Here is a 17,998-nt window from a genome sequence, read left to right on the forward strand (position 1 = left end):
CTACTCGGCCGCGGCCTCGGAGGCGACAGCCTCCGAATCAGCCTCGGTCGCCGTCGCGTCGGGAGTCGCAGCGGTCTCGGGAGCCGTCTCGGCCGCGGGAGCCGGCGCGTCCAGCGGCACCGCCGACGGCGCGGCCTCCTCCACCTCCGCGGCCGCCGGCACGATCGGCTGCGCGCCGATCGCCCGGTAGAACTCGCCCACGGCCTTCCGGTTGTACGCCGCCCAGTCGAACGCGCGGGTCGGGACCTCGCCGCGCAGGAACGCGCGCATCCCGTCCGCGACGCCGTCGACCGACTGCGGGACGACCAGGCCGGTCCCCGCGGGGAGGGCGTTCTTCGCCGACGCGAACTCCACCGTCACGATCGGGAGGTCGAGGACGAGCGCCTCCAGGATGACCATCGGCTGGCCCTCGTAGTCGCTCGACAGCACGAAGCAGTCCGTCTTCGCCATGATCGCGTGCGGGTTGCGCTGCATCCCGGTGAGGTACACCGAGCCGTGCAGGCCGAGCGCGGCGATGACGGTCTCCAGGTGCTCCTGCAGCGGGCCGGCGCCGACGATGACCAGGCGGGTCTTCGGGTCCTCGGCGTGCACCTGCGCGAAGGCGCGGATGAGCCGCTCCTGGTTCTTCTCCGGCGACAGCCGCCCCACGTTGACGAACGTGGTGACGCCGTCGGCCGGCGCGAGCAGCGCCTCCGCCCAGTCCGGGACGCTGCCGGCCTCCTCGTCGAACGCCGCCCTGCGGAGGTCGTCCTTGGCGTTGATCAGGATGTGCTCGGCGTCCACGGTGTTGAGGGCGGACAGGAACTTCTCCGGCGGGGCGAACTCCGCCAGCGACGCCCGGTTCACCTCCGACAGCGTGGGGGAGACCGAGACCAGGTGGTCGTACTGCGCGTAGAGGGTGAAGAGCTGGGTGAGGGAGTGCAGCATCCGCTTCTCGCCGTTCACCTCGCGGTGCGCGTCGGAGGCCAGGTCGTTGTGCAGCCAGATCGCGCGCTGCGCATCCGGCGAGTGCAGCAGCAGGATGGCCCAGAACGGCCCGTAGCCCGAGAAGTCGACCACGTAGTCGAAGCGGCTGTCGCCGAAGCAGCGGTACCACTCGTCGTCCCAGAGCTGGTTCTGCGCGGCGGTCTCGGCGTGCTGCGCGGTGCGGCCGCGCCGGAAGTCGAGGTGCCGTGCCAGGTGCCGCAGCTTCGCGCCGTTCATTCCGCCGACGCGCGGGAACTGGCGGACCGCCGGATGGATCTGCTGCTGCTTGCCGATCGCCGCCTGCGAGTTACTCTGGGCGAAGAAGGCCGACACGTCGTAGCGCTCGTGGTCGAGGTTGTTGAGCAGGTTGAGCGCGGAGGTGGTGATCCCGTTGGGGCGCATCCCGCCCAGATACAGCAGGATCTTCTCGCGGCCGTCGTCGTCCAGCGAGCTGCGCAGCCGGTAGCCCTCGCGCACGCCTCGGAACACGATGTCGACGACGCGCCCGGCGGCGGAGCCGTCGTCGTACGGGGTGAACCGGCGCTGCATCGCGAGGTACTTCTCGCGCGAGTCGGCCGGGACGCGGTCGCCGTCCTCGGCCACCGCCGCGAGGGCGTCGCCGAGCTCCCGCGCCGACATGAGCACCGGGCCCGGCCACTCCTCCGGCTCGAAGTAGAGGCCGCGCGTGCCGGCGTAGTCGGCGAGGTCGGGCGTGAAGAACAGGATCGGCCGCCCGGTGCGCAGGAAGTCGAAGAAGATGCTGGAGTAGTCGGACACCAGGATGTCGGTGGCCCCGAGCACGAGGTTGGTCGGCATCTCGTTGGGCACGAGCATCCGCGCCAGCTCGGGCCGGTCGGCGGCCAGCGCGTGCACGCTCTGGTGCGTCTTCACGAGCACCGCGTACCGGCTGGTGTCGATGCGCTCCTCCACCTGGGCGATGTGGGCGAGCATCGCGTCGAGGTCGTCCTCGGGGCGGCCGAAGACCTGCCCCTTCCAGGTCGGCGCGTAGAGGATGATCTTGCGGTCGCCGAGCGGGATGCCGGACGCGATCAGCCGGCGGCGCACGTCGTCGCGCTGCGCGTCGTCCAGGAACTGCCGGTCGAGGCGCGGGTAGCCCTCCTCGACGATGGTGCCGCGGTAGATGCCGTCGAGCTTGTACCCGGCGCGGTACATCTGGTCGGTCATGAACTCGTTGGCGGCGAGAAGGTAGTCGGCCTGGACGAAGTTGCGGACGATGTTCGCGGTCGCGAGGGCGCCGTTCTCGATGGCGTAGCCCATCCGCTTGAGCGGGGTGCCGTGCCAGGTGTTGAGGTAGACCTGCCCCGGCCGCTTGGAGAAGTCGTAGGGGAAGGTCGCGTTGTTGACCAGGTACTGGCTCGTCGCGAGCGCGCGGTAGTAGGCCGCGGAGCCGTAACGCACGAAGCTGACGCGCGGGTCTCCCGCGAACTCCTCGACCGCCGCACGGTACTGGTGCAGGTCGGACAGCGCCCAGATGTGGGTGAGGTGCTTCAGGTCGGGCGCGGCCAGGAGCTCGCGGAACAGCGCCTCGGGGTTGTCGAGCATCCCGTTGCCCGAGAACGACTCGTAGAAGACGGAGCCGAGGACGAGCGGCTGCCGTCGCCAATGGGCGTGGATCTCGAAGCGGGCGGCGCGCTTGACTCGTGAGGGGAGGCGCTTCAGGGAAAGTCTCATCGCCGACGAGTTTATGAGAGCGGGATAACGGTCACCTGAGAGGGCCGGAAGGGTGCGCGGATGCGCGGCCGGTCACGCCCCGGCGTCGAAGCCGAGGCTGAGCTTGCGCAGCAGCCCGGCCAGTCGCTCCTGCTCGACCGGGGAGAGCGCCTCCAGGAGGTCGGCCTCCGCGTCCACCAGGCGGGTGATCGCCGCGTCGACGCGGGCCAGGCCCTGCGTCGTCATCTGCACGAGGATCCCGCGGCCGTCGTTGGGGTCGGTGCGGCGCTCGACCAGGCCGCGGGCGACCAGGCGGTCGATCCGGTTGGTCATCGTGCCCGACGACACCAGGGTCTGCTGCAGCAGCGACTTGGGGCTGAGCTGGAACGGCGACCCCGCGCGGCGCAGCGCCGAGAGCACGTCGAACTCCCACGAGTCGAGGTCGGACCGCTCGAACGCGCCCCGGCGGGCGCGGTCGAGGTGGCGAGAGAGCCGGTCGACGCGGGAGAGCACCTGCAGCGGCGAGAAGTCCAGGTCGGGGCGCTCGCGCAGCCAGGCGCCGACGATGCGGTCGACCTCGTCGCGCGCGCCGGTGCGCGCCCCCGGGTCCTGTGCCTCCGCCATCCCTCCATGCTATTGGGCTGCGCCCTCCACTCGGCGGCAGCATCGGCCGGTCTGGCAGACTGTGTGTGCGCGTTGCGCGGTCCGCCTTGGTGTAATGGCAGCACGACAGCCTTTGGAGCTGTTAGGTCTAGGTTCGAGTCCTGGAGGCGGAGCGACGTCTCCGACCCGACTCTGTCTCCGACCCGACCTCTGTCGCCAACCTGCCGGGAGCATCATGACCGATCAGAATCTCGCCATCGTCGTTCTCGCCGCCGGCCAGGGAACGCGGATGAAGTCCGCCACCCCCAAGCTGCTGCACCCGCTCGGCGGTATCCCGATCGTCGGCCACGTGCTGGCGACCGCGCGCGAACTCGACGCCGCACGTGTGGTCGCGGTCGTGCGCCACGAGCGCGACCGGCTGGCCGAGGTGATCGCGGCGGACCTGCCGGAGGCGGTCATCGTCGACCAGGACGAGATCCCCGGCACCGGCCGCGCGGTCGAGCAGGCCGTCGCGGCGCTCCCCGAGGGCTTCGCGGGCGACGTTCTGGTGGTCAACGGCGATGTCCCACTGCTCGACGCCGCCACGCTCCGCGAGCTGGTCGCGGCGCACCGCGCGGGCGGGGCCGCGGCGACCATCCTCTCGTCGTTCCCGGCGGACGCCACCGGCTACGGTCGCGTCGTGCGCACCCCGGAGGGCCACCTCGACCGCATCGTGGAGCACAAGGACGCCACCGAGGCCGAGCGCGCCATCGGCGAGATCAACGCCGGCATCTACGTCTTCGGCGCCGCGGCGCTGCGCGACATGCTCGCCGACATCACCACCGACAACGCCCAGGGCGAGAAGTACATCACCGACGTCATCGGGCTGCTGCGGGAGGCCGGCTTCGACGTCGACGCCCTCCCGGTGTCCGAGTCGTGGCTCGTGGAGGGCATCAACGACCGCGCCCAGCTCAGCGAGGCGGCCGCCCGCCTGAACGCGCTGGTCGTGCGCACCTGGCAGCTCGCCGGTGTCACCGTGCAGGACCCGGCGACCACCTGGATCGACGTGAAGGTCGTCCTCGAGCCGGACGTCACGATCCTCCCCGGCACGCAGCTCCGCGGCGCGACCGTCGTCCGCACCGGCGCCGAGGTCGGCCCGGACACCACGCTCGTCGACACCGAGGTCGGTGCGGGCGCGACCGTCAAGCGCACCGACGCCACCCTCGCCGTGATCGGCGACGGGGCGACGGTCGGCCCGTTCTCCTACCTCCGTCCGGGCACCGTCCTCGGCGCGAACGGCAAGATCGGCACCTTCTCCGAGACCAAGAACGCGGTCATCGGCGCGGGCACCAAGCTCGCCCACTTCAACTATGTCGGCGACGCCGAGGTGGGGGAGAAGGGCAACCTCGGCGCGGGCGTCATCACCGCCAACTACGACGGCGTGAACAAGCACCGCACGATCATCGGCTCGCATGTGAGGATCAGCACGAACACCGTGCTCGTCGCTCCCGTTAGGATGGGTGACGGAGCGTACACCGGGGCGGGAACGGTCGTCCGGAAGGACGTTCCAGCTGGGGCGCTCGCCATCACCGTCGCGCCGCAGCGCAACATCGAAGGCTGGGTCGCCGACAAGCGGCCGGGCACCGAAGCCGCGCGCGCCGCCGAACAGAGCGGGGCGGCGCAAGAGAGCGGAGAGTAAGTGTCAGGGATCACTGCCACCGGCCAGAAACGACTCGTTCTGATCTCGGGGCGTGCGCATCCCGAACTCGCCGAGCAGATCGCCGAGCACCTCGGCAGCGAGCTGGTGCCGACGGACTCCCGCACCTTCGCGAACGGCGAGATCTACGCGCGGTTCGACGAGAGCGTGCGCGGTTCGGACGCGTTCGTGATCCAGTCGCACACCTCCCCGATCAACGAGTGGCTCATGGAGCAGCTCATCATGGTGGACGCGCTGAAGCGCGCCTCCGCCAAGCGCATCACCGTGGTCGCCCCGTTCTACCCGTACGCACGCCAGGACAAGAAGGGCCGCGGCCGCGAGCCGATCTCGGCCCGACTGGTCGCCGACCTGTTCAAGGCCGCGGGCGCCGACCGGATCATGTCGGTCGACCTCCATGCCGCCCAGATCCAGGGCTTCTTCGACGGCCCCGTCGATCACCTCTTCGCCATGCCGGTGCTGCTGGATCACATGCAGCGCGAGCTCGACCCGTCGACGCTGACCGTCGTCTCGCCCGACATGGGCCGTGTGCGCGTCGCCGACATCTGGAGCGACAAGCTCGGCGTGCCGCTCGCGATCATCCACAAGCGCCGCGACCCGCTGGTCCCCAACCAGGTCTCGGTGCACGAGATCGTCGGCGAGGTGAACGGCCGCGTCTGTCTCCTGGTGGACGACCTGATCGACACCGGCCGCACCATCGTGAAGGCCGCGGAGGCGCTGAAGGCCGCCGGCGCGATCGGCGTCGTCGTGGCCGCGACGCACGCCGTGTTCAGCGACCCCGCCGTCGAGCTGCTGCAGTCGGAGGCGATCGACTCGGTCGTCGTCACCGACACGCTTCCGCTGCCGACCCACAAGCGCTGGGAGGGCCTCACCGTGCTGTCGATCGCGCCGCTGCTCGCGAATGCGATCCGCGAGGTCTTCACCGACGGCTCGGTGACCTCCATGTTCGACGGCGCAGCCTGACCCCATCGTCGAAGGACACGTCAACGCCCCTGAAACACGGTTTCAGGGGCGCTCGCGTGCCCTTCGGCGTTCACGGGGTCACGGGAGGCTGTGCGGGGCGGAGGGGATGAGGCCGAGCGGGGCGACGAAGGTCGGGTCGCCCTCGGTGTTCAGGGCGTAGCACTGCCACCCCGGGCCCGCCGGTGCGAACAACTCGAAGCGGGCGGAGGAACCCACCGCGTCCGGTTGGTAGTGCCGCGCGTAGACGTCGCACGTGTAGTCCGCGGTGTCGGTCTGGATGCTGATCGTCAGCATGATCCCGGGCAGCAGCAGCGCAGTGAGCGCCACGACCACGAACACGCGCGTCGCGATGGTCCGCCTCCGTCCGCGCAGCGGACGGTCCGACGGGTCGTACTCCGCCAGCTCCGGGTGTTCCTCGAACGTCACGCCTACGAGTCTGCATCTCTGGCGGCCACGGAGTACAGAAAGTGCTCCGAATCGTGATGATTCGGAGCACTTCCCGAGCGCGCTCGGAGCGGGCTAGTGCGAGGAGCCCTCGGACTCGATCTCGCTGCGGTCGCCGGACCACAGCGTGTGGAAGGTGCCCTCCTTGTCGACGCGCTTGTAGGTGTGCGCGCCGAAGAAGTCGCGCTGGCCCTGGACGAGCGCGGCGGGGAGGTGGGTGGAGGCGAGCGAGTCGTAGTACGACAGCGCCGAGCCGAAGCCGGGCACCGGAACGCCGGAGAGCGCCGCGGTGGCGACGATGCGGCGCCAGGCGGCCTCGCCTTCGCGGACGGCGTCGGCGAAGTACGGGGCCTCCAGCAGGGTGGCGATGTCCGGGTTCTCGTCGTACGCGTCGGCGATCCGGTTGAGGAACTGGGCGCGGATGATGCAGCCGCCGCGCCAGATCTTGGCGATCTTGTCCTTGTTGATGTTCCAGCCGTACTTCTCGGCGCCGGCGATGATGGCGTCGAAGCCTTGCGCGTACGCGACGACCTTGGAGGCGTACAGCGCCTTGGAGACGTCGTCGGCGAACGCCGCGACATCGGCGGCCTTCTGCACCTCGGGCCGGGAGCTGATGGTCGCCTGCACGGCGGCGCGCTGCGCGGGCTTGGAGGACACCGCGCGGGCGAACACGGCCTCCGCGATGCCGCCGACCGGGATGCCGAGGTCCAGCGCGTTCTGCACGGTCCAGACGCCCGTGCCCTTCGAGCCGGCCTGGTCGAGGACGATGTCCACGAACGGCTTGCCGGTCTCGGCGTCCACCTGGCGCAGCACCTCGGCGGTGATCTCGATCAGGTACGACTCGAGGTAGCCCTTGTTCCACTCGGAGAACACGTCCGCGATCTGCGCAGGCTCCAGGCCGCCGACCGTGCGCAGCAGGTCGTACGCCTCGGCGATGAGCTGCATGTCGGCGTACTCGATGCCGTTGTGGATCATCTTGACGAAGTGGCCGGCGCCGTCGGTGCCGACGTGGGTCACGCACGGCTCGCCCTCGGCGACCGCGGCGATGGAGGCCAGGATCGGGCCGAGCGTCTTGTACGACTCCTCCGAGCCGCCGGGCATGATCGAGGGGCCGTTGAGGGCGCCCTCCTCGCCGCCGGAGATGCCGGCGCCGACGAAGTGGATTCCGGTCGGCGCGATGCGCTTCTCGCGCTCGATGGTGTCGTGGAAGTTGGCGTTGCCGCCGTCGACGATGATGTCGCCCGGCTCGAAGCGCTCGACGAGCTGGTCGATCACGGCGTCGGTGCCGCGGCCGGCCTGCACCATGATGATCGCGGTGCGCGGCTTGGACAGCGAGGCGACGAAGTCGTCGATCTGCTCGGAGGAGACGAAGCCGGCCTCCAGGTGGGCGTCCACCAGCTCCTCGGTGCGTGCGTAGGTCCGGTTGAAGACGGCGACGGTGTTGCCCTCGCGCGACGCGAGGTTGCGGGCCAGGTTCGACCCCATCACAGCCAGACCGACGACTCCGATGTTGGCCGTTGCGTGGTTCTCGGGCACGGAGGACTCCTTCGTTGAGACGGTTTGTGTCCAGCGTAGCCGTCCGTCCACGCTGTGATTCGTTGTATGACGCACAGCGCGGGGAGGGCGCTGTGAGGTCGGGTCGTCCCTCAGCCCAGCCGGAACGTCGCCCGCGGGATCCCGTCCACCAGCCGGTGCGCGAGGGCGAACGCGTCCTCCTCGGCGAGCTGGTGCGTGACGACGAGGGACGCCAGGAACGACGCGTCCACCCGGCGCGACATGTCGTGCCGCGCCGGGATCGAGCAGAACGCCCGGGTGTCGTCGATGAAGCCGCTGGTCTTGGTGAAGCCCGCGCTGTCCGTGATCGCCCGGCGGTAGCGGAGGATCGCCGCCGGAGTGTCCAGGAACCACCACGGCGCACCTGCGTACACCGACGGGTAGAAGCCGGCGAGCGGGGCGATCTCGCGCGAGAAGGTGGTCTCGTCCACCGTGAACAGCACCAGCCGGAACGTCGGGTTCGTGCCGAAGTCGCGCAGGATCGGAGTGAGCGGCTCGGTGAACGAGCCGACCGCGGGGAGGTCGTGCCCCGTGTCGGGGCCGTAGGCGTCGAAGGTCGGCCGGTGATGGTTGCGGTGCACCCCGGGGTGGAGCTGCATGACGAGTCCGTCGTCGGCCGCCATCTCCGCCAGCCGGTAGAGCAGGTTGCGGCGGTAGGCGACGGCCTCCGCGGCGGTGACCGCGCCGTCGAGGGCGGCCCGGTGGATGCGAGAGGCCTCCGCCTCGTCCAGCGGCTCGCTGCCCGTGTCGATGACGCCGGTGTCGGTCGCGGTGCCGCCCGCGGCGGCGAACGCGGCGCGACGGATGCGGAGTGCCTCCAGCAGCCCCGCGTAGCTCGCGGTGTCGACGTCGGCGCGGGCGGCCAGACGGTCGAGCCGGGCCGCCCAGTCCGTCTCGCCCGGGTGCATGTACCGGTCGGCGCGGAAGGTCGGAACGACCCGGCCGGTGAAGCCCGGGTCGGCGGCCAGGCGCGCATGCGCCTCCAGGTCGTCGGCCGGGTCGTCGGTTGTCGCGAGCACCGCGATCCGGAACCGGTCGAACAGCGCGCGCGGCCGGAACTCCGGCGACGCGAGGGTCGCGGAGAGCTGGTCGTAGAGCGCGTCGGCGTTCGCCGCCGACGGCTGCTCGGTCAGCCCGAACACCTCGCTGAACTCCGACTCGAACCAGAACCGCACCGGGGTGCCGAGGAAGACGTCCCAGTGCTGGCAGAGCGTCCGCCAGATCGACCGGCCGGAGGCGGGGAGGGGACGCCGTCGCGGGCCAGGCCGAGGTCGCCGAGCGGCACGCCCACCGCGTGCAGCATCCGCGTCACGTAGTGGTCCGGCGTGATCAGCAGCGCGGCCGGGTCCGGGAAGGGCTCATCGTCGGCCAGCATCGCCGCCGGCACATGGCCGTGCGGGGAGTAGATGGGCGCGTGGGCGACGGCCGCGTGCAGCCGGCGGGCCAGGTCGCGCTCGGCGGGGTCGGCGGGGAAGAGGCGGTCGGGGTGCGGGGCGAGCGCGGTCATCCGCGTCCTTTCGTCGTGATGTCCTGGGTGGCGGGCGCGGGCCCTGTGGAGGCCCGGACCGTCAGATGCGTGGGGAGGGTCGCGCCCTGCCGGCTGACCGGCGCCGCGCTCTCGTCCAGCCGGGCGAGCAGCATGGCGACGGCGGTGCGGCCGGCCTGTTCGATCGGAGCGGTCAGTGTGGTCAGCGGCGGGTTGCAGAAGTCGGCGCCGAAGATGTCGTCGCAGCCGACGAGCGAGACATCGCCGGGAACGTCGACGCCGCGCTCGCGGAACCGGGCCAGCATCCCGATCGCCAGGAGGTCGTTGAAGGCGATGCACGCCGTCGCGCCCGCGTGCAGCACGGCGTCGGCCGCCGCCGCCCCCGCGTACTGCCGCGGCGCGAACGGGCCGACCCGGAGGGTCTCCACCTCGTAGCGCTCCGCGGCGCGGCCCAGCGCACGCCAGCGGCGCTCGTTCGACCAGGAGGTCTCTGGCCCCGACGCGTAGACGATGGAGCGGTGGCCGAGCGACGCCAGGTGCCCGACCGCCTGCTCGACGCCGTTGGGGGTGTCGATGAAGACGTTGGCGACCCCGCACGTCTGCCGGTTGATCGCCACGATCGGCACCTCGGCCGCGAGGGCCGTCAGCCGCCGGTCGGTCAGCCGGGAGGCGGCCAGGATCGCGCCGTCGAACGACGGGCGCAGCTTGTGCAGCATCCCGTCCTCCAGCTCGTCGGACTCCTCGGTGTCGACCAGGAGCTGCGTGTAGCCCGCAGCCTTGAGCTGCTGCTGCGTGCCCCGGATGATGCCGAAGTAGAACGGGTTCGTGACGTCGGAGACCAGCACGGCGATGCAGCGCGTCCGGCCGCTGGTCAGCGCCCTCGCCTGCGAGTTCGGGATGTAGTTCAGCTCTCGGGCGGCGCGCTCGATGCGCTCGCGGGTGATCGCGTTGACGCGTCCCGGGTTGGCGAGGGCACGGGAGGCGGTCGAGGTGGCGACGCCGCTGGCGGCGGCCACGTCGGCGAGGGTGGCCGGGCGGTCCGTGCCGTCGGGATACCCGCGAAGCTGAGGGCTCATGCGCCCATCACAGCACATCATGGCAATTTTTGGCAATCGGTTGCAGCCGTGTTGCCGGACTGCCTAGGCTCGGCGGCAGTCCACCCGGCTGCACCGTATCCGGGGGACACGATCCACCAGATCCCGTCCTCAAAGGAGAGTCACGAATGAGATCACGTTTCGCGCTCGGCGCGGTCGCCGGCCTGGCCGCCATCGGCCTCGCTCTGACCGGATGCTCGTCCTCCGGCGGCGGATCGAACCCCACGTCCACGGCGGTCGACGGCAAGGGACGCACCCTCACCGTCTACACCGGCGTCAGCGGGCTCTATCCGCAGCAGCAGAAGGAATGGTTCTCGGAGCTCAGCGCCCAGTTCACGAAGGAGACCGGGGCGAACCTGGCCTTCGACACCTTCGCCAGCTCCAACGACGAGCTCACCAAGATCCAGACCTCGGTGGTCTCCGGGCAGGGCCCGGACGTCTACGCCCTCGGCACCACCTTCACGCCGACCGCCTTCGCCACCGGCGCGTTCGTCAAGCTCACCGACGCCGACTGGACCAAGGTCGGCGGCCGCGACCGCTTCGTCCCCGCGTCGCTCGGGATGTCCGGTCCGGACGCCAAGAACCAGATCGCGGTGCCGCTCGCGCAGCGCCCGTTCGTGATGGCCTACAACAAGGACCTGCTGAAGGCCGCCGGCATCGACAAGCCGGCCACCACCTGGGACGACTTCGCCAGCCAGGCCAAGAAGCTCACGACCGGCGACACCTACGGTGTCGCGGTCGGCTACGCGGACAATTACGACCCGTGGAAGTTCATCTGGGCGATGTCGCTCCAGGCCGGCAACCCGCTCCTCGACGTGAAGTCCGGCAAGGCGCGCCTCGACGACCCCACCACCGAGAAGGCGTACGAGACCTACTTCGGCTGGCTCACGCAGGACAAGGCCGTTGACCCGGCCGCGGTGGGCTGGAAGAACCCGCAGGCGGTCGCCGCGTTCGGCGCGGGCAAGGCCGCGTACCTGCCGATGGTGTCGGCCAGCTCGATGTCGGCGCTCGACCAGTCCCCGGTGGCCGGCAAGTACGCGTACGCGCTGATGCCGACCGTCACGCCGGGCAAGACCTCCAACCCGTCCGGCGGCAAGCCGGCGGCGAGCATCGTCTCCGGTGACAACCTCGTGGTCGCTTCGTACTCGAAGAACCAGGACCTGGCCTTCGCGTACATCAACATGGTGACCCGCGCCGACATGCAGACCAAGGAGTTCAAGCTTCTCGGCGACCTGCCGTCGAACGCGCAGGCCGCCTCCGACCTGCAGAAGGCGACCCCGATCATCGCGCCGATCGTCGACGCGATCGGCAAGTCCGTGGCCACGCCGTTCACCGGCGCCTGGGGCGACACCCAGCTCGCCCTGACCAACGTGGTGGTGCAGTCGATCCCGAACCTGTCGAACGGGTCGGTCAGCAGCTCGGAGCTCTCGCAGCTTCTGAAGACCGCGCAGTCGACGGCCCAGGGCTCGCTGGACAAGGCCAAGAAGTAGCGGGTCGATCGTCATGTCCACCGACACCGCGGCTCCGGCCCAGGCCGCCCGCCCGTCTGCGGAGGCGACCCCTCCGCGGACGGGCGGGGCGCCCCGCCGAGGCCGACGCACCGTTCAGCAGCGCAACCGGCCGCTCTGGCTGCTGCTGCCCGGCGGCATCCTCATGCTGCTGGTCATCATCGTGCCGTTCGTGTTCGCGATCGTCATCTCGACGCTCGACCTCGACATGTACACGCTGCGCGACTGGGTCTCGGCCCCGTTCATCGGCCTCGGGAACTACATCGAGGCGGTGACCTCCTCCTCGCTGCTCCAGTCGATCTGGATCAGCGTCTCGTTCGCCGTGATCGCGGCCGTTGTGACGCTGCCGATCGGCGTGGCCGCCGCCCTGGCGACGCAGAACGCGTTCCGCGGGCGCGCGCTGGTGCGCTCGCTGTTCCTCGTGCCGTACGTGCTCCCCGGCTTCGTTGTCGGCACCTTCTGGCACACGATGCTGCAGCCGCACGGGATCGTCGACACCGTGCTCGGCGACCTCGGCATCCACACCGGGCTGTGGCTCAACGGGCCGCTCAGCTACTGGACGCTCGTGATGGTGCAGATCTGGTCGTCCTGGCCGTTCTTCTACCTGCTGGTGCTCGCCGGCCTCCAGTCGATCGAGAACGAGGTCCACGAAGCGGCCGCGATCGACGGCGCCGGCTGGTGGACGAAGCTGCGCTACGTCATCCTGCCGCACCTGCGCGGGCCGATCGCGCTCGCTCTGATCATCTCCCTGCTGCACAACATCAACGGCTTCACACTGCCGTTCGTGCTGTTCGGGGTGCCCGCGCCGCAGGCGGTCGACGTCCTCCCTGTGCTGACCTACGTGACCAGCTTCCAGAGCTTCCGCTTCGGGCTGAGCGCGGCGATGGCGGTCTTCTCGCTGATCCTGATCGCGATCCCGCTGTTCGTCTACCTGCGCGCGGTCCGGCTCGACACCGGCGACGACCGGAAGGAGAAGACGGCATGACCGCCACCGCACCCACCGTCCGCTCTGCGCGCCGCCGCGGCACGGGAGACGTCTACCGGCTGCTGCCGCGTCCGCTGCAGGCGGTCATCATCGCCATCCTGCTCTGCGTCGCGCTGCTGCCCATCGTGTACGTGCTGCTGTCGTCGGTGAACTCCGACATCGGCGTCGCGAGCGGCGAATTCTTCCCGAGCTCGTTCCACATCGACAACTACGTCAAGGTGTGGTCGACGGTCGCGCTCGGCAACGGCCTGATGAACAGCGTCATCGTCGCCGGAGGAGTCGCGATCGTGTGCGCCTTCCTCTCGGTGGCGACGGCGTACGTGCTGGTGCGCTTCGCGTTCCGCGGCCGGCTCACGTTCCTGCGCGGCTTGCTCGGCCTGCAGTCGATCCCGGGAACGCTCATGCTGCTGCCGGTGTTCGTGCTGTTCTCGTCGGCGTCCAGCGCGCTCGGCATCCCGATCATCGGCACCAGAGGGGCGTTGTTCGTCACCTACCTGACGTTCGCGCTGCCGTTCTCGACCTGGGTCATGGTGACCTACCTGCGCGGACTGCCGCGCGAGCTCGAGGAAGCCGCGCGCATCGACGGGGCGTCGTCATGGCGCATCCTGACCCGGATCGTGCTCCCGCTGAGCTGGCCGGGCGTGGTCGTCGCCGGCATCTTCGCCTTCCTGCTCGGCTGGAACGACGTGCTGTTCGCCTCGGTGATGACGAACCCGGACACGCGCACGGCCGCCGTCGCGCTCCAGGTGTTCACCGTGGCGCAGGAGGGTGGAGCCCTGCCGCTCTACGGGCAGATGATGGCGGCGTCGCTGATCTGCGCCGTGCCGGTCGTGGCCCTCTACCTGGTGTTCCAGCGCTACCTCGTCGGCGGGCTGACCGCCGGCGGGGTTAAGTGAAGAAGAGAAGCGAAAAGAGAAGTGAGAGAGAGTGACTGACTCAATCGAACCCACCTGGGCTCTGTCCGGATTCGGCGACGAGATCGACCCCGACCCTGCGGTCCAGATCGCGGTGCTGCAGGCGCTGGGCGCGAACCACATCGAAGTGCGCAGCGCGTGGGGCGTCAACATCGTCGACCTCGACGCCGAACAGCTCGACCGGCTGGCCGGCATCCTCGCCGAGCGCGGGATGCGCGTCTCGGCGATCGCCTCGCCGATCGGCAAGGTCGACGTCGCGTTGCCGGTCGAGCACGAGGTGGAGCGGCTCGGGCGCGCGATCGTGGCGGCGAAACGCCTGGACGCCCGCTACATCCGGCTGTTCTCGTTCTATCGCGCCGAGGGCGTGGCGGTGGAGGATATCCGCGACGCGGTGCTGACCCGCATGCGCGCCCTCGCCGACGCCGCCGAGTCCGCGGGGGTCGTGCTGCTGCACGAGAACGAGAAGGACATCTACGGCGACACCCCCGAGCGCTGCCTCGACATCGTGGAGTCGGTCGGCTCGCCCGCGTTGAAACTCGCCTGGGACAGCGCCAACTTCGTCCAGGTCGGCGTCCCCGGCCCCTTCACCGACGGCTATGCCATGCTGCGCCCGCACCTGGAGTACCTGCAGGTGAAGGACGCCAAAGCCGCGACCTCCGAGGTCACGCCGGCGGGAGAGGGCGACGGCCAACTGCTGGAGACCCTCACCGCGCTGCGCGACGACGGCTACACCGGCTTCGCATCGCTCGAACCCCACCTCACCGATGTCAACGCCCTCGGCGGCTTCTCGGGACCGGCGGCGTTCGGCGTCGCCGGCCGTGCCTTCCGCCGCCTCACCGACCAGATCGGAGTCACCCTCGCATGAGCACGGAACCCACACCCCTCCACGTCGCCATCGTCGGCTGCGGCATCATCGGCCTCAACCACGCCCGCGCGATCCTCCGGCATCCCGGGCTGGCGCTGTCGGCGCTGGTGGACGCGATCCCGGCGGCCGCGACGGCGCTCGCCGACCAGCTCGTCTCCGAGTACGGGGCCGACCGCGTCCCCGGGTTCGGATCGCTGTCGGCCGCGCTCGCCGGAGCCGAGCTGGACGTCGTCGTCATCTGCACGCCGAGCGGCCTCCACGTCGTGCTCGCCGAGGAGGCCCTCGCCGCCGGCAAGCACGTCGTCATCGAGAAACCGCTCGACGTGTCACTGCCGCGTGCCCGCGAGATCCTCGAACTGTCGCGCCGCGCCGAGCAGAACGGCCTCGTCGTGTCCGTGATCAGCCAGCACCGGTTCGACCCGGCCTCCCGGGTCGTCGCCGACGCCGCCCACTCCGGAGCGTTCGGCCGCCTGACCAGCGGGCTCGCCTCCGTCGCCTGGTGGCGCAGCCAGGAGTACTACGACTCCGGTCAGTGGCGCGGCACATGGGAGCTCGACGGCGGGGGAGCGGTGATGAACCAGGGCGTCCACACCGTCGACCTGCTCGTCTGGTTCCTCGGCCGGCCGATCGAGATCGACGCCCGTACCGCTCTCCTCGCCCACGAGCGTGTGGAGGTCGAGGACATCGCCGTGGCGACCATCCGCTTCGAGTCGGGCGCCCTCGCCGTGCTGCACGCGACGACGGCCGCCTACCCCGGCCTGTCGGTGCGCCTGCAGGTGCACGGCGACCGCGGCTCGGCGATCATCGACGACGACCAGCTCGAGTACTTCGGGACAGCCGACACGGAGGGCAACCGCGCCGCGGACCTGGTGCCGGCGAGCGACCTGCGCGGCAGCGACCGCGGCCCCGAGCAGTTCGTGATCGGGCACTTCCGCCAGTACGAGGACATCGTGGACGCCATCCGCGAGCACCGCACCCCCGGCGTGACCGTCGCGGACGCGTTCCTCTCCCTCGCGGTCGTCCGCGCGGTGTACCTGTCGGCGACTCTGGGCCGTCCCGTCCGGCTGGACGACGTGCTCGACGGCTCGCTCGACGATGTCACGGTCTCGACGGGGGTGAACGCATGAAGTTCTCCGTGTTCACCGCCTCCACGCCGGACTGGACGCCCGAGGAGGCCGCGCGCACCGTCGCCGCCCAGGGCTGGGACGGCATCGAGTGGCGCGTGGTCGACCAGCAGCCCGCCGACGAGCCGGGCTTCTGGGCGGGCAACCGCGCGACCTGGCCGCTGACCGGGCTGGAGGAGTCCCTCCCCGAGATCGCCCGGCTGACCCGGGAGGCCGGCCTGGAGTTCTCCGGCATCGGCGGCTACGCCGGCTGCGGGGACCACGCGAACGTCGACCGGATGCTCGCGGCGACCGCCGAGCTCGGCGCGCGCCAGGTGCGCGTCACCATGCCGCGCTCGGACCTCGGCGACTACCGCGAGCTGTTCGCCCACGCCCGCGCCGACATGGAGCGTGCGGCCTCCGTCGCCGCCTCGCTCGGCGTGAAGGCCCTGGTGGAGCTGCACCACGAGACCATCACGCCGTCGGCCTCCGCCGCGGTCCGGCTGCTCGACGGCCTCGACCCGGACGCGGTCGGCGTCATCCACGACCTCGGCAACCTGCTGATCGAAGGCCAGGAACGCACGCTCTCCGCCCTCCAGCTCCTCGGCCCGTACCTCGCCCACGTTCACATCAAGAACGTCGCGTGGCGGCCGGGCGAGCCGGAGGCGGACGGCACGGTGCGCTGGCGGCACGACTGGGCGCCGCTGCGCTCGGGCGCGGGAGATGTGGACGCCTACTTCCGCGCGCTGCACGAGTTCGGCTATGACGGGTGGGTGACCTGCGAGGACTTCTCCACCACGGTTCCGCTCGAGGAGCGCACCCGCGAGAATCTGGCCTACCTCCGGGACGTGGAGGCGCGCACCCGCGAAGCGGTGCCGGCATGACCGACGCTCCCTCCGTCGCTTCGGCCCGTGAAGTGCGCCACCCCGTGCGGGTGGCGCACCTCGGGCTGGGCGCGTTCCACCGCGCGCACCAGGCCTGGTACACGCAGCGGGCGAACGAGGCCGCGAACGGCGAGGGTTGGGGCATCGCCGCCTTCACCGGCCGAAGCCCCGACGCCGCACGCGTGCTCGCCGCGCAGGACGCGGTCTACACCCTCATCGAGCGCGGCCCGGACGGCGACGCTGCAACGGTCGTGGAGGCGCTCAGCAGCGTCCACGACGGCGCCGACGCCGAGGCTTGGCGGCGCGTGCTCGCCGACCCGCGGGTGGGCGTGCTGACGCTGACCGTGACGGAGGCCGGCTACCGTCCGGGCTCGACGGCCCCGGCGCGCGTGTTCGACGGCCTGCGGGCGCGGTTCGAGGCGGGCTCGGGCGGCATCGCCGTCGTGAGCTGCGACAACCTCCCCGACAACGGCGCCGTGATCCGCGACGCCGTGCTCGCCCTGGCCGAGCCGGGCTCGGAGCTGGACGCCTGGATCCGCGGCGAGGTCTCCTTCGTCTCCTCGATGGTCGACCGCATCACGCCCGCGACCACCGACGCCGACCGGGAGGCCGCCCTTCGCCTCACGGGCTTGGAGGACGCCGCGCCCGTGGTCGCCGAGCCGTTCGCCGAGTGGGTGCTCGCCGGTGACTTCCCCGCGGGCCGCCCGGCCTGGGAGGCCGCGGGTGCGCAGTTCGTGGACGACATCGCCCCCTACGAGCGCCGCAAGCTCTGGCTCCTCAACGCGGGGCACTCCCTCCTCGCCTACCACGGCCTGGCGGCCGGCCACCGCACAGTCGCCGACGCCGTCGCCGACCCCGCCCTGTCGGCCGAACTGGAACGGCTCTGGAGCGAGCAGCGCACCGAGCTGCCCTTCGCCGCCGCCGCCGTGGACGACGCGCTCGCCGCCCTGCGCTCGCGCTTCGGCAACGCGCGCATCGAGCACCGCCTGGCGCAGATCGCGTCGGACGGCTCCCAGAAGCTCGGCCCGCGCATCGTGGACCCGCTGCGGGCCCGGCTCGCCTCCGGACGCGAGCCCGGCGCCGCCCAACTCGGCGTCCTCGCGGCCTGGAGCCGCCACCTGACCGGCCCGGACGTCCGCGACGCCGGCGCCGCGGAACTGGTCGGCGCGCTGCGCAACGCGCGCACCCCCGCGACCGCGCCGCCGCCGTGCTGGCCGCGCTCGCCCCCGACCTCACCGATCTGACCGAACCGCTCGCCGAGCGCA

The 17,998-nt window shown here is 71.0% G+C and carries 16 protein-coding genes and 1 tRNA gene; 10 read left to right on the forward strand and 7 right to left on the reverse strand.

Going from position 1 to position 17,998, the window contains the following annotated elements; genetic code table 11:
- Both ACR5MH_RS00655 and ACR5MH_RS00660 read right to left on the reverse strand, forming a co-directional pair.
- Nucleotides 1–2,658 carry a CDP-glycerol glycerophosphotransferase family protein gene (locus ACR5MH_RS00655; protein WP_431349177.1) on the reverse strand — a complete coding sequence of 886 codons (2,658 nt, stop codon included), beginning with the start codon at nt 2,656–2,658 and terminating at the stop codon, nt 1–3.
- A 72-nt stretch (nt 2,659–2,730) separates the two neighbouring features.
- Nucleotides 2,731–3,261, reverse strand: coding sequence for a MarR family winged helix-turn-helix transcriptional regulator (locus ACR5MH_RS00660; protein WP_433862162.1), 531 nt, complete (start codon nt 3,259–3,261; stop codon nt 2,731–2,733).
- A gap of 80 nt (nt 3,262–3,341) precedes the next feature.
- Between ACR5MH_RS00660 and ACR5MH_RS00665 the strand changes: the two genes are divergently transcribed.
- The 3 genes from ACR5MH_RS00665 (at nt 3,342) to ACR5MH_RS00675 (ending at nt 5,896) form a co-directional block, all read left to right on the forward strand.
- A tRNA-Gln gene (locus ACR5MH_RS00665) sits at nt 3,342–3,413 on the forward strand.
- Between the two features lie 62 nt (nt 3,414–3,475).
- Nucleotides 3,476–4,918, forward strand: coding sequence for a bifunctional UDP-N-acetylglucosamine diphosphorylase/glucosamine-1-phosphate N-acetyltransferase GlmU (glmU, locus tag ACR5MH_RS00670; RefSeq protein ID WP_431349179.1), 1,443 nt, complete (start codon nt 3,476–3,478; stop codon nt 4,916–4,918).
- Complete coding sequence (locus tag ACR5MH_RS00675; RefSeq protein WP_431349180.1) at nt 4,919–5,896, forward strand: ribose-phosphate diphosphokinase; 978 nt, start codon at nt 4,919–4,921, stop codon at nt 5,894–5,896.
- A 78-nt stretch (nt 5,897–5,974) separates the two neighbouring features.
- Here the strand turns inward: ACR5MH_RS00675 and ACR5MH_RS00680 are convergent, their stop codons facing one another.
- The 5 genes from ACR5MH_RS00680 to ACR5MH_RS00700 form a co-directional block, all read right to left on the reverse strand.
- Nucleotides 5,975–6,322: a hypothetical protein gene (locus ACR5MH_RS00680; RefSeq protein ID WP_431349181.1), complete on the reverse strand. Its 348-nt coding sequence runs from the start codon at nt 6,320–6,322 to the stop codon at nt 5,975–5,977.
- 93 nt (nt 6,323–6,415) lie between these two features.
- On the reverse strand, nt 6,416–7,876 hold the full coding sequence (gene gndA / locus ACR5MH_RS00685; protein ID WP_431349182.1) for an NADP-dependent phosphogluconate dehydrogenase: 1,461 nt from the start codon (nt 7,874–7,876) through the stop codon (nt 6,416–6,418).
- A gap of 110 nt (nt 7,877–7,986) precedes the next feature.
- Nucleotides 7,987–9,117: a glucuronate isomerase gene (gene uxaC / locus ACR5MH_RS00690; RefSeq protein WP_433862688.1), complete on the reverse strand. Its 1,131-nt coding sequence runs from the start codon at nt 9,115–9,117 to the stop codon at nt 7,987–7,989.
- Nucleotides 9,024–9,401: a hypothetical protein gene (locus ACR5MH_RS00695; protein ID WP_433862163.1), complete on the reverse strand. Its 378-nt coding sequence runs from the start codon at nt 9,399–9,401 to the stop codon at nt 9,024–9,026. Before ACR5MH_RS00695 ends, uxaC begins: the two co-directional genes overlap by 94 nt.
- Nucleotides 9,398–10,456 (reverse strand): LacI family DNA-binding transcriptional regulator, encoded by a 1,059-nt coding sequence (locus tag ACR5MH_RS00700; RefSeq protein WP_431349183.1) that lies wholly within the window; start codon nt 10,454–10,456, stop codon nt 9,398–9,400. The genes ACR5MH_RS00695 and ACR5MH_RS00700 overlap by 4 nt, the downstream gene beginning before the upstream one ends.
- 146 nt (nt 10,457–10,602) lie before the next feature.
- Between ACR5MH_RS00700 and ACR5MH_RS00705 the strand changes: the two genes are divergently transcribed.
- Genes ACR5MH_RS00705 through ACR5MH_RS00735 form a run of 7 tightly spaced genes read left to right on the forward strand, consistent with a single transcriptional unit; the run spans nt 10,603 to nt 17,977 of the window.
- Nucleotides 10,603–11,964, forward strand: a complete 1,362-nt coding sequence (locus tag ACR5MH_RS00705; RefSeq protein ID WP_431349184.1) for an ABC transporter substrate-binding protein — start codon at nt 10,603–10,605, stop codon at nt 11,962–11,964.
- 13 nt (nt 11,965–11,977) lie between these two features.
- Entirely contained in the window at nt 11,978–12,967 is a 990-nt protein-coding gene (locus ACR5MH_RS00710; protein ID WP_431349185.1) for a carbohydrate ABC transporter permease, read from the forward strand.
- Entirely contained in the window at nt 12,964–13,863 is a 900-nt protein-coding gene (locus ACR5MH_RS00715) for a carbohydrate ABC transporter permease (RefSeq protein ID WP_431349186.1), read from the forward strand. The genes ACR5MH_RS00710 and ACR5MH_RS00715 overlap by 4 nt, the downstream gene beginning before the upstream one ends.
- A 31-nt stretch (nt 13,864–13,894) precedes the next feature.
- Nucleotides 13,895–14,746 (forward strand): sugar phosphate isomerase/epimerase family protein, encoded by an 852-nt coding sequence (locus ACR5MH_RS00720; protein WP_431349187.1) that lies wholly within the window; start codon nt 13,895–13,897, stop codon nt 14,744–14,746.
- Nucleotides 14,743–15,873, forward strand: a complete 1,131-nt coding sequence (locus ACR5MH_RS00725; protein ID WP_431349188.1) for a Gfo/Idh/MocA family protein — start codon at nt 14,743–14,745, stop codon at nt 15,871–15,873. The genes ACR5MH_RS00720 and ACR5MH_RS00725 overlap by 4 nt, the downstream gene beginning before the upstream one ends.
- Nucleotides 15,870–16,733 (forward strand): sugar phosphate isomerase/epimerase family protein, encoded by an 864-nt coding sequence (locus tag ACR5MH_RS00730; RefSeq protein ID WP_431349189.1) that lies wholly within the window; start codon nt 15,870–15,872, stop codon nt 16,731–16,733. The genes ACR5MH_RS00725 and ACR5MH_RS00730 overlap by 4 nt, the downstream gene beginning before the upstream one ends.
- A complete protein-coding gene (locus tag ACR5MH_RS00735; RefSeq protein WP_431349190.1) occupies nt 16,730–17,977 on the forward strand; it encodes a mannitol dehydrogenase family protein in 1,248 nt (415 codons plus the stop codon). Before ACR5MH_RS00730 ends, ACR5MH_RS00735 begins: the two co-directional genes overlap by 4 nt.
- The last annotated feature ends 21 nt before the right edge of the window (nt 17,978–17,998 follow it).

The organism is Streptomyces sp. L7, from assembly GCF_050990935.1.
GTDB lineage: Bacteria > Actinomycetota > Actinomycetes > Actinomycetales > Microbacteriaceae > Leifsonia.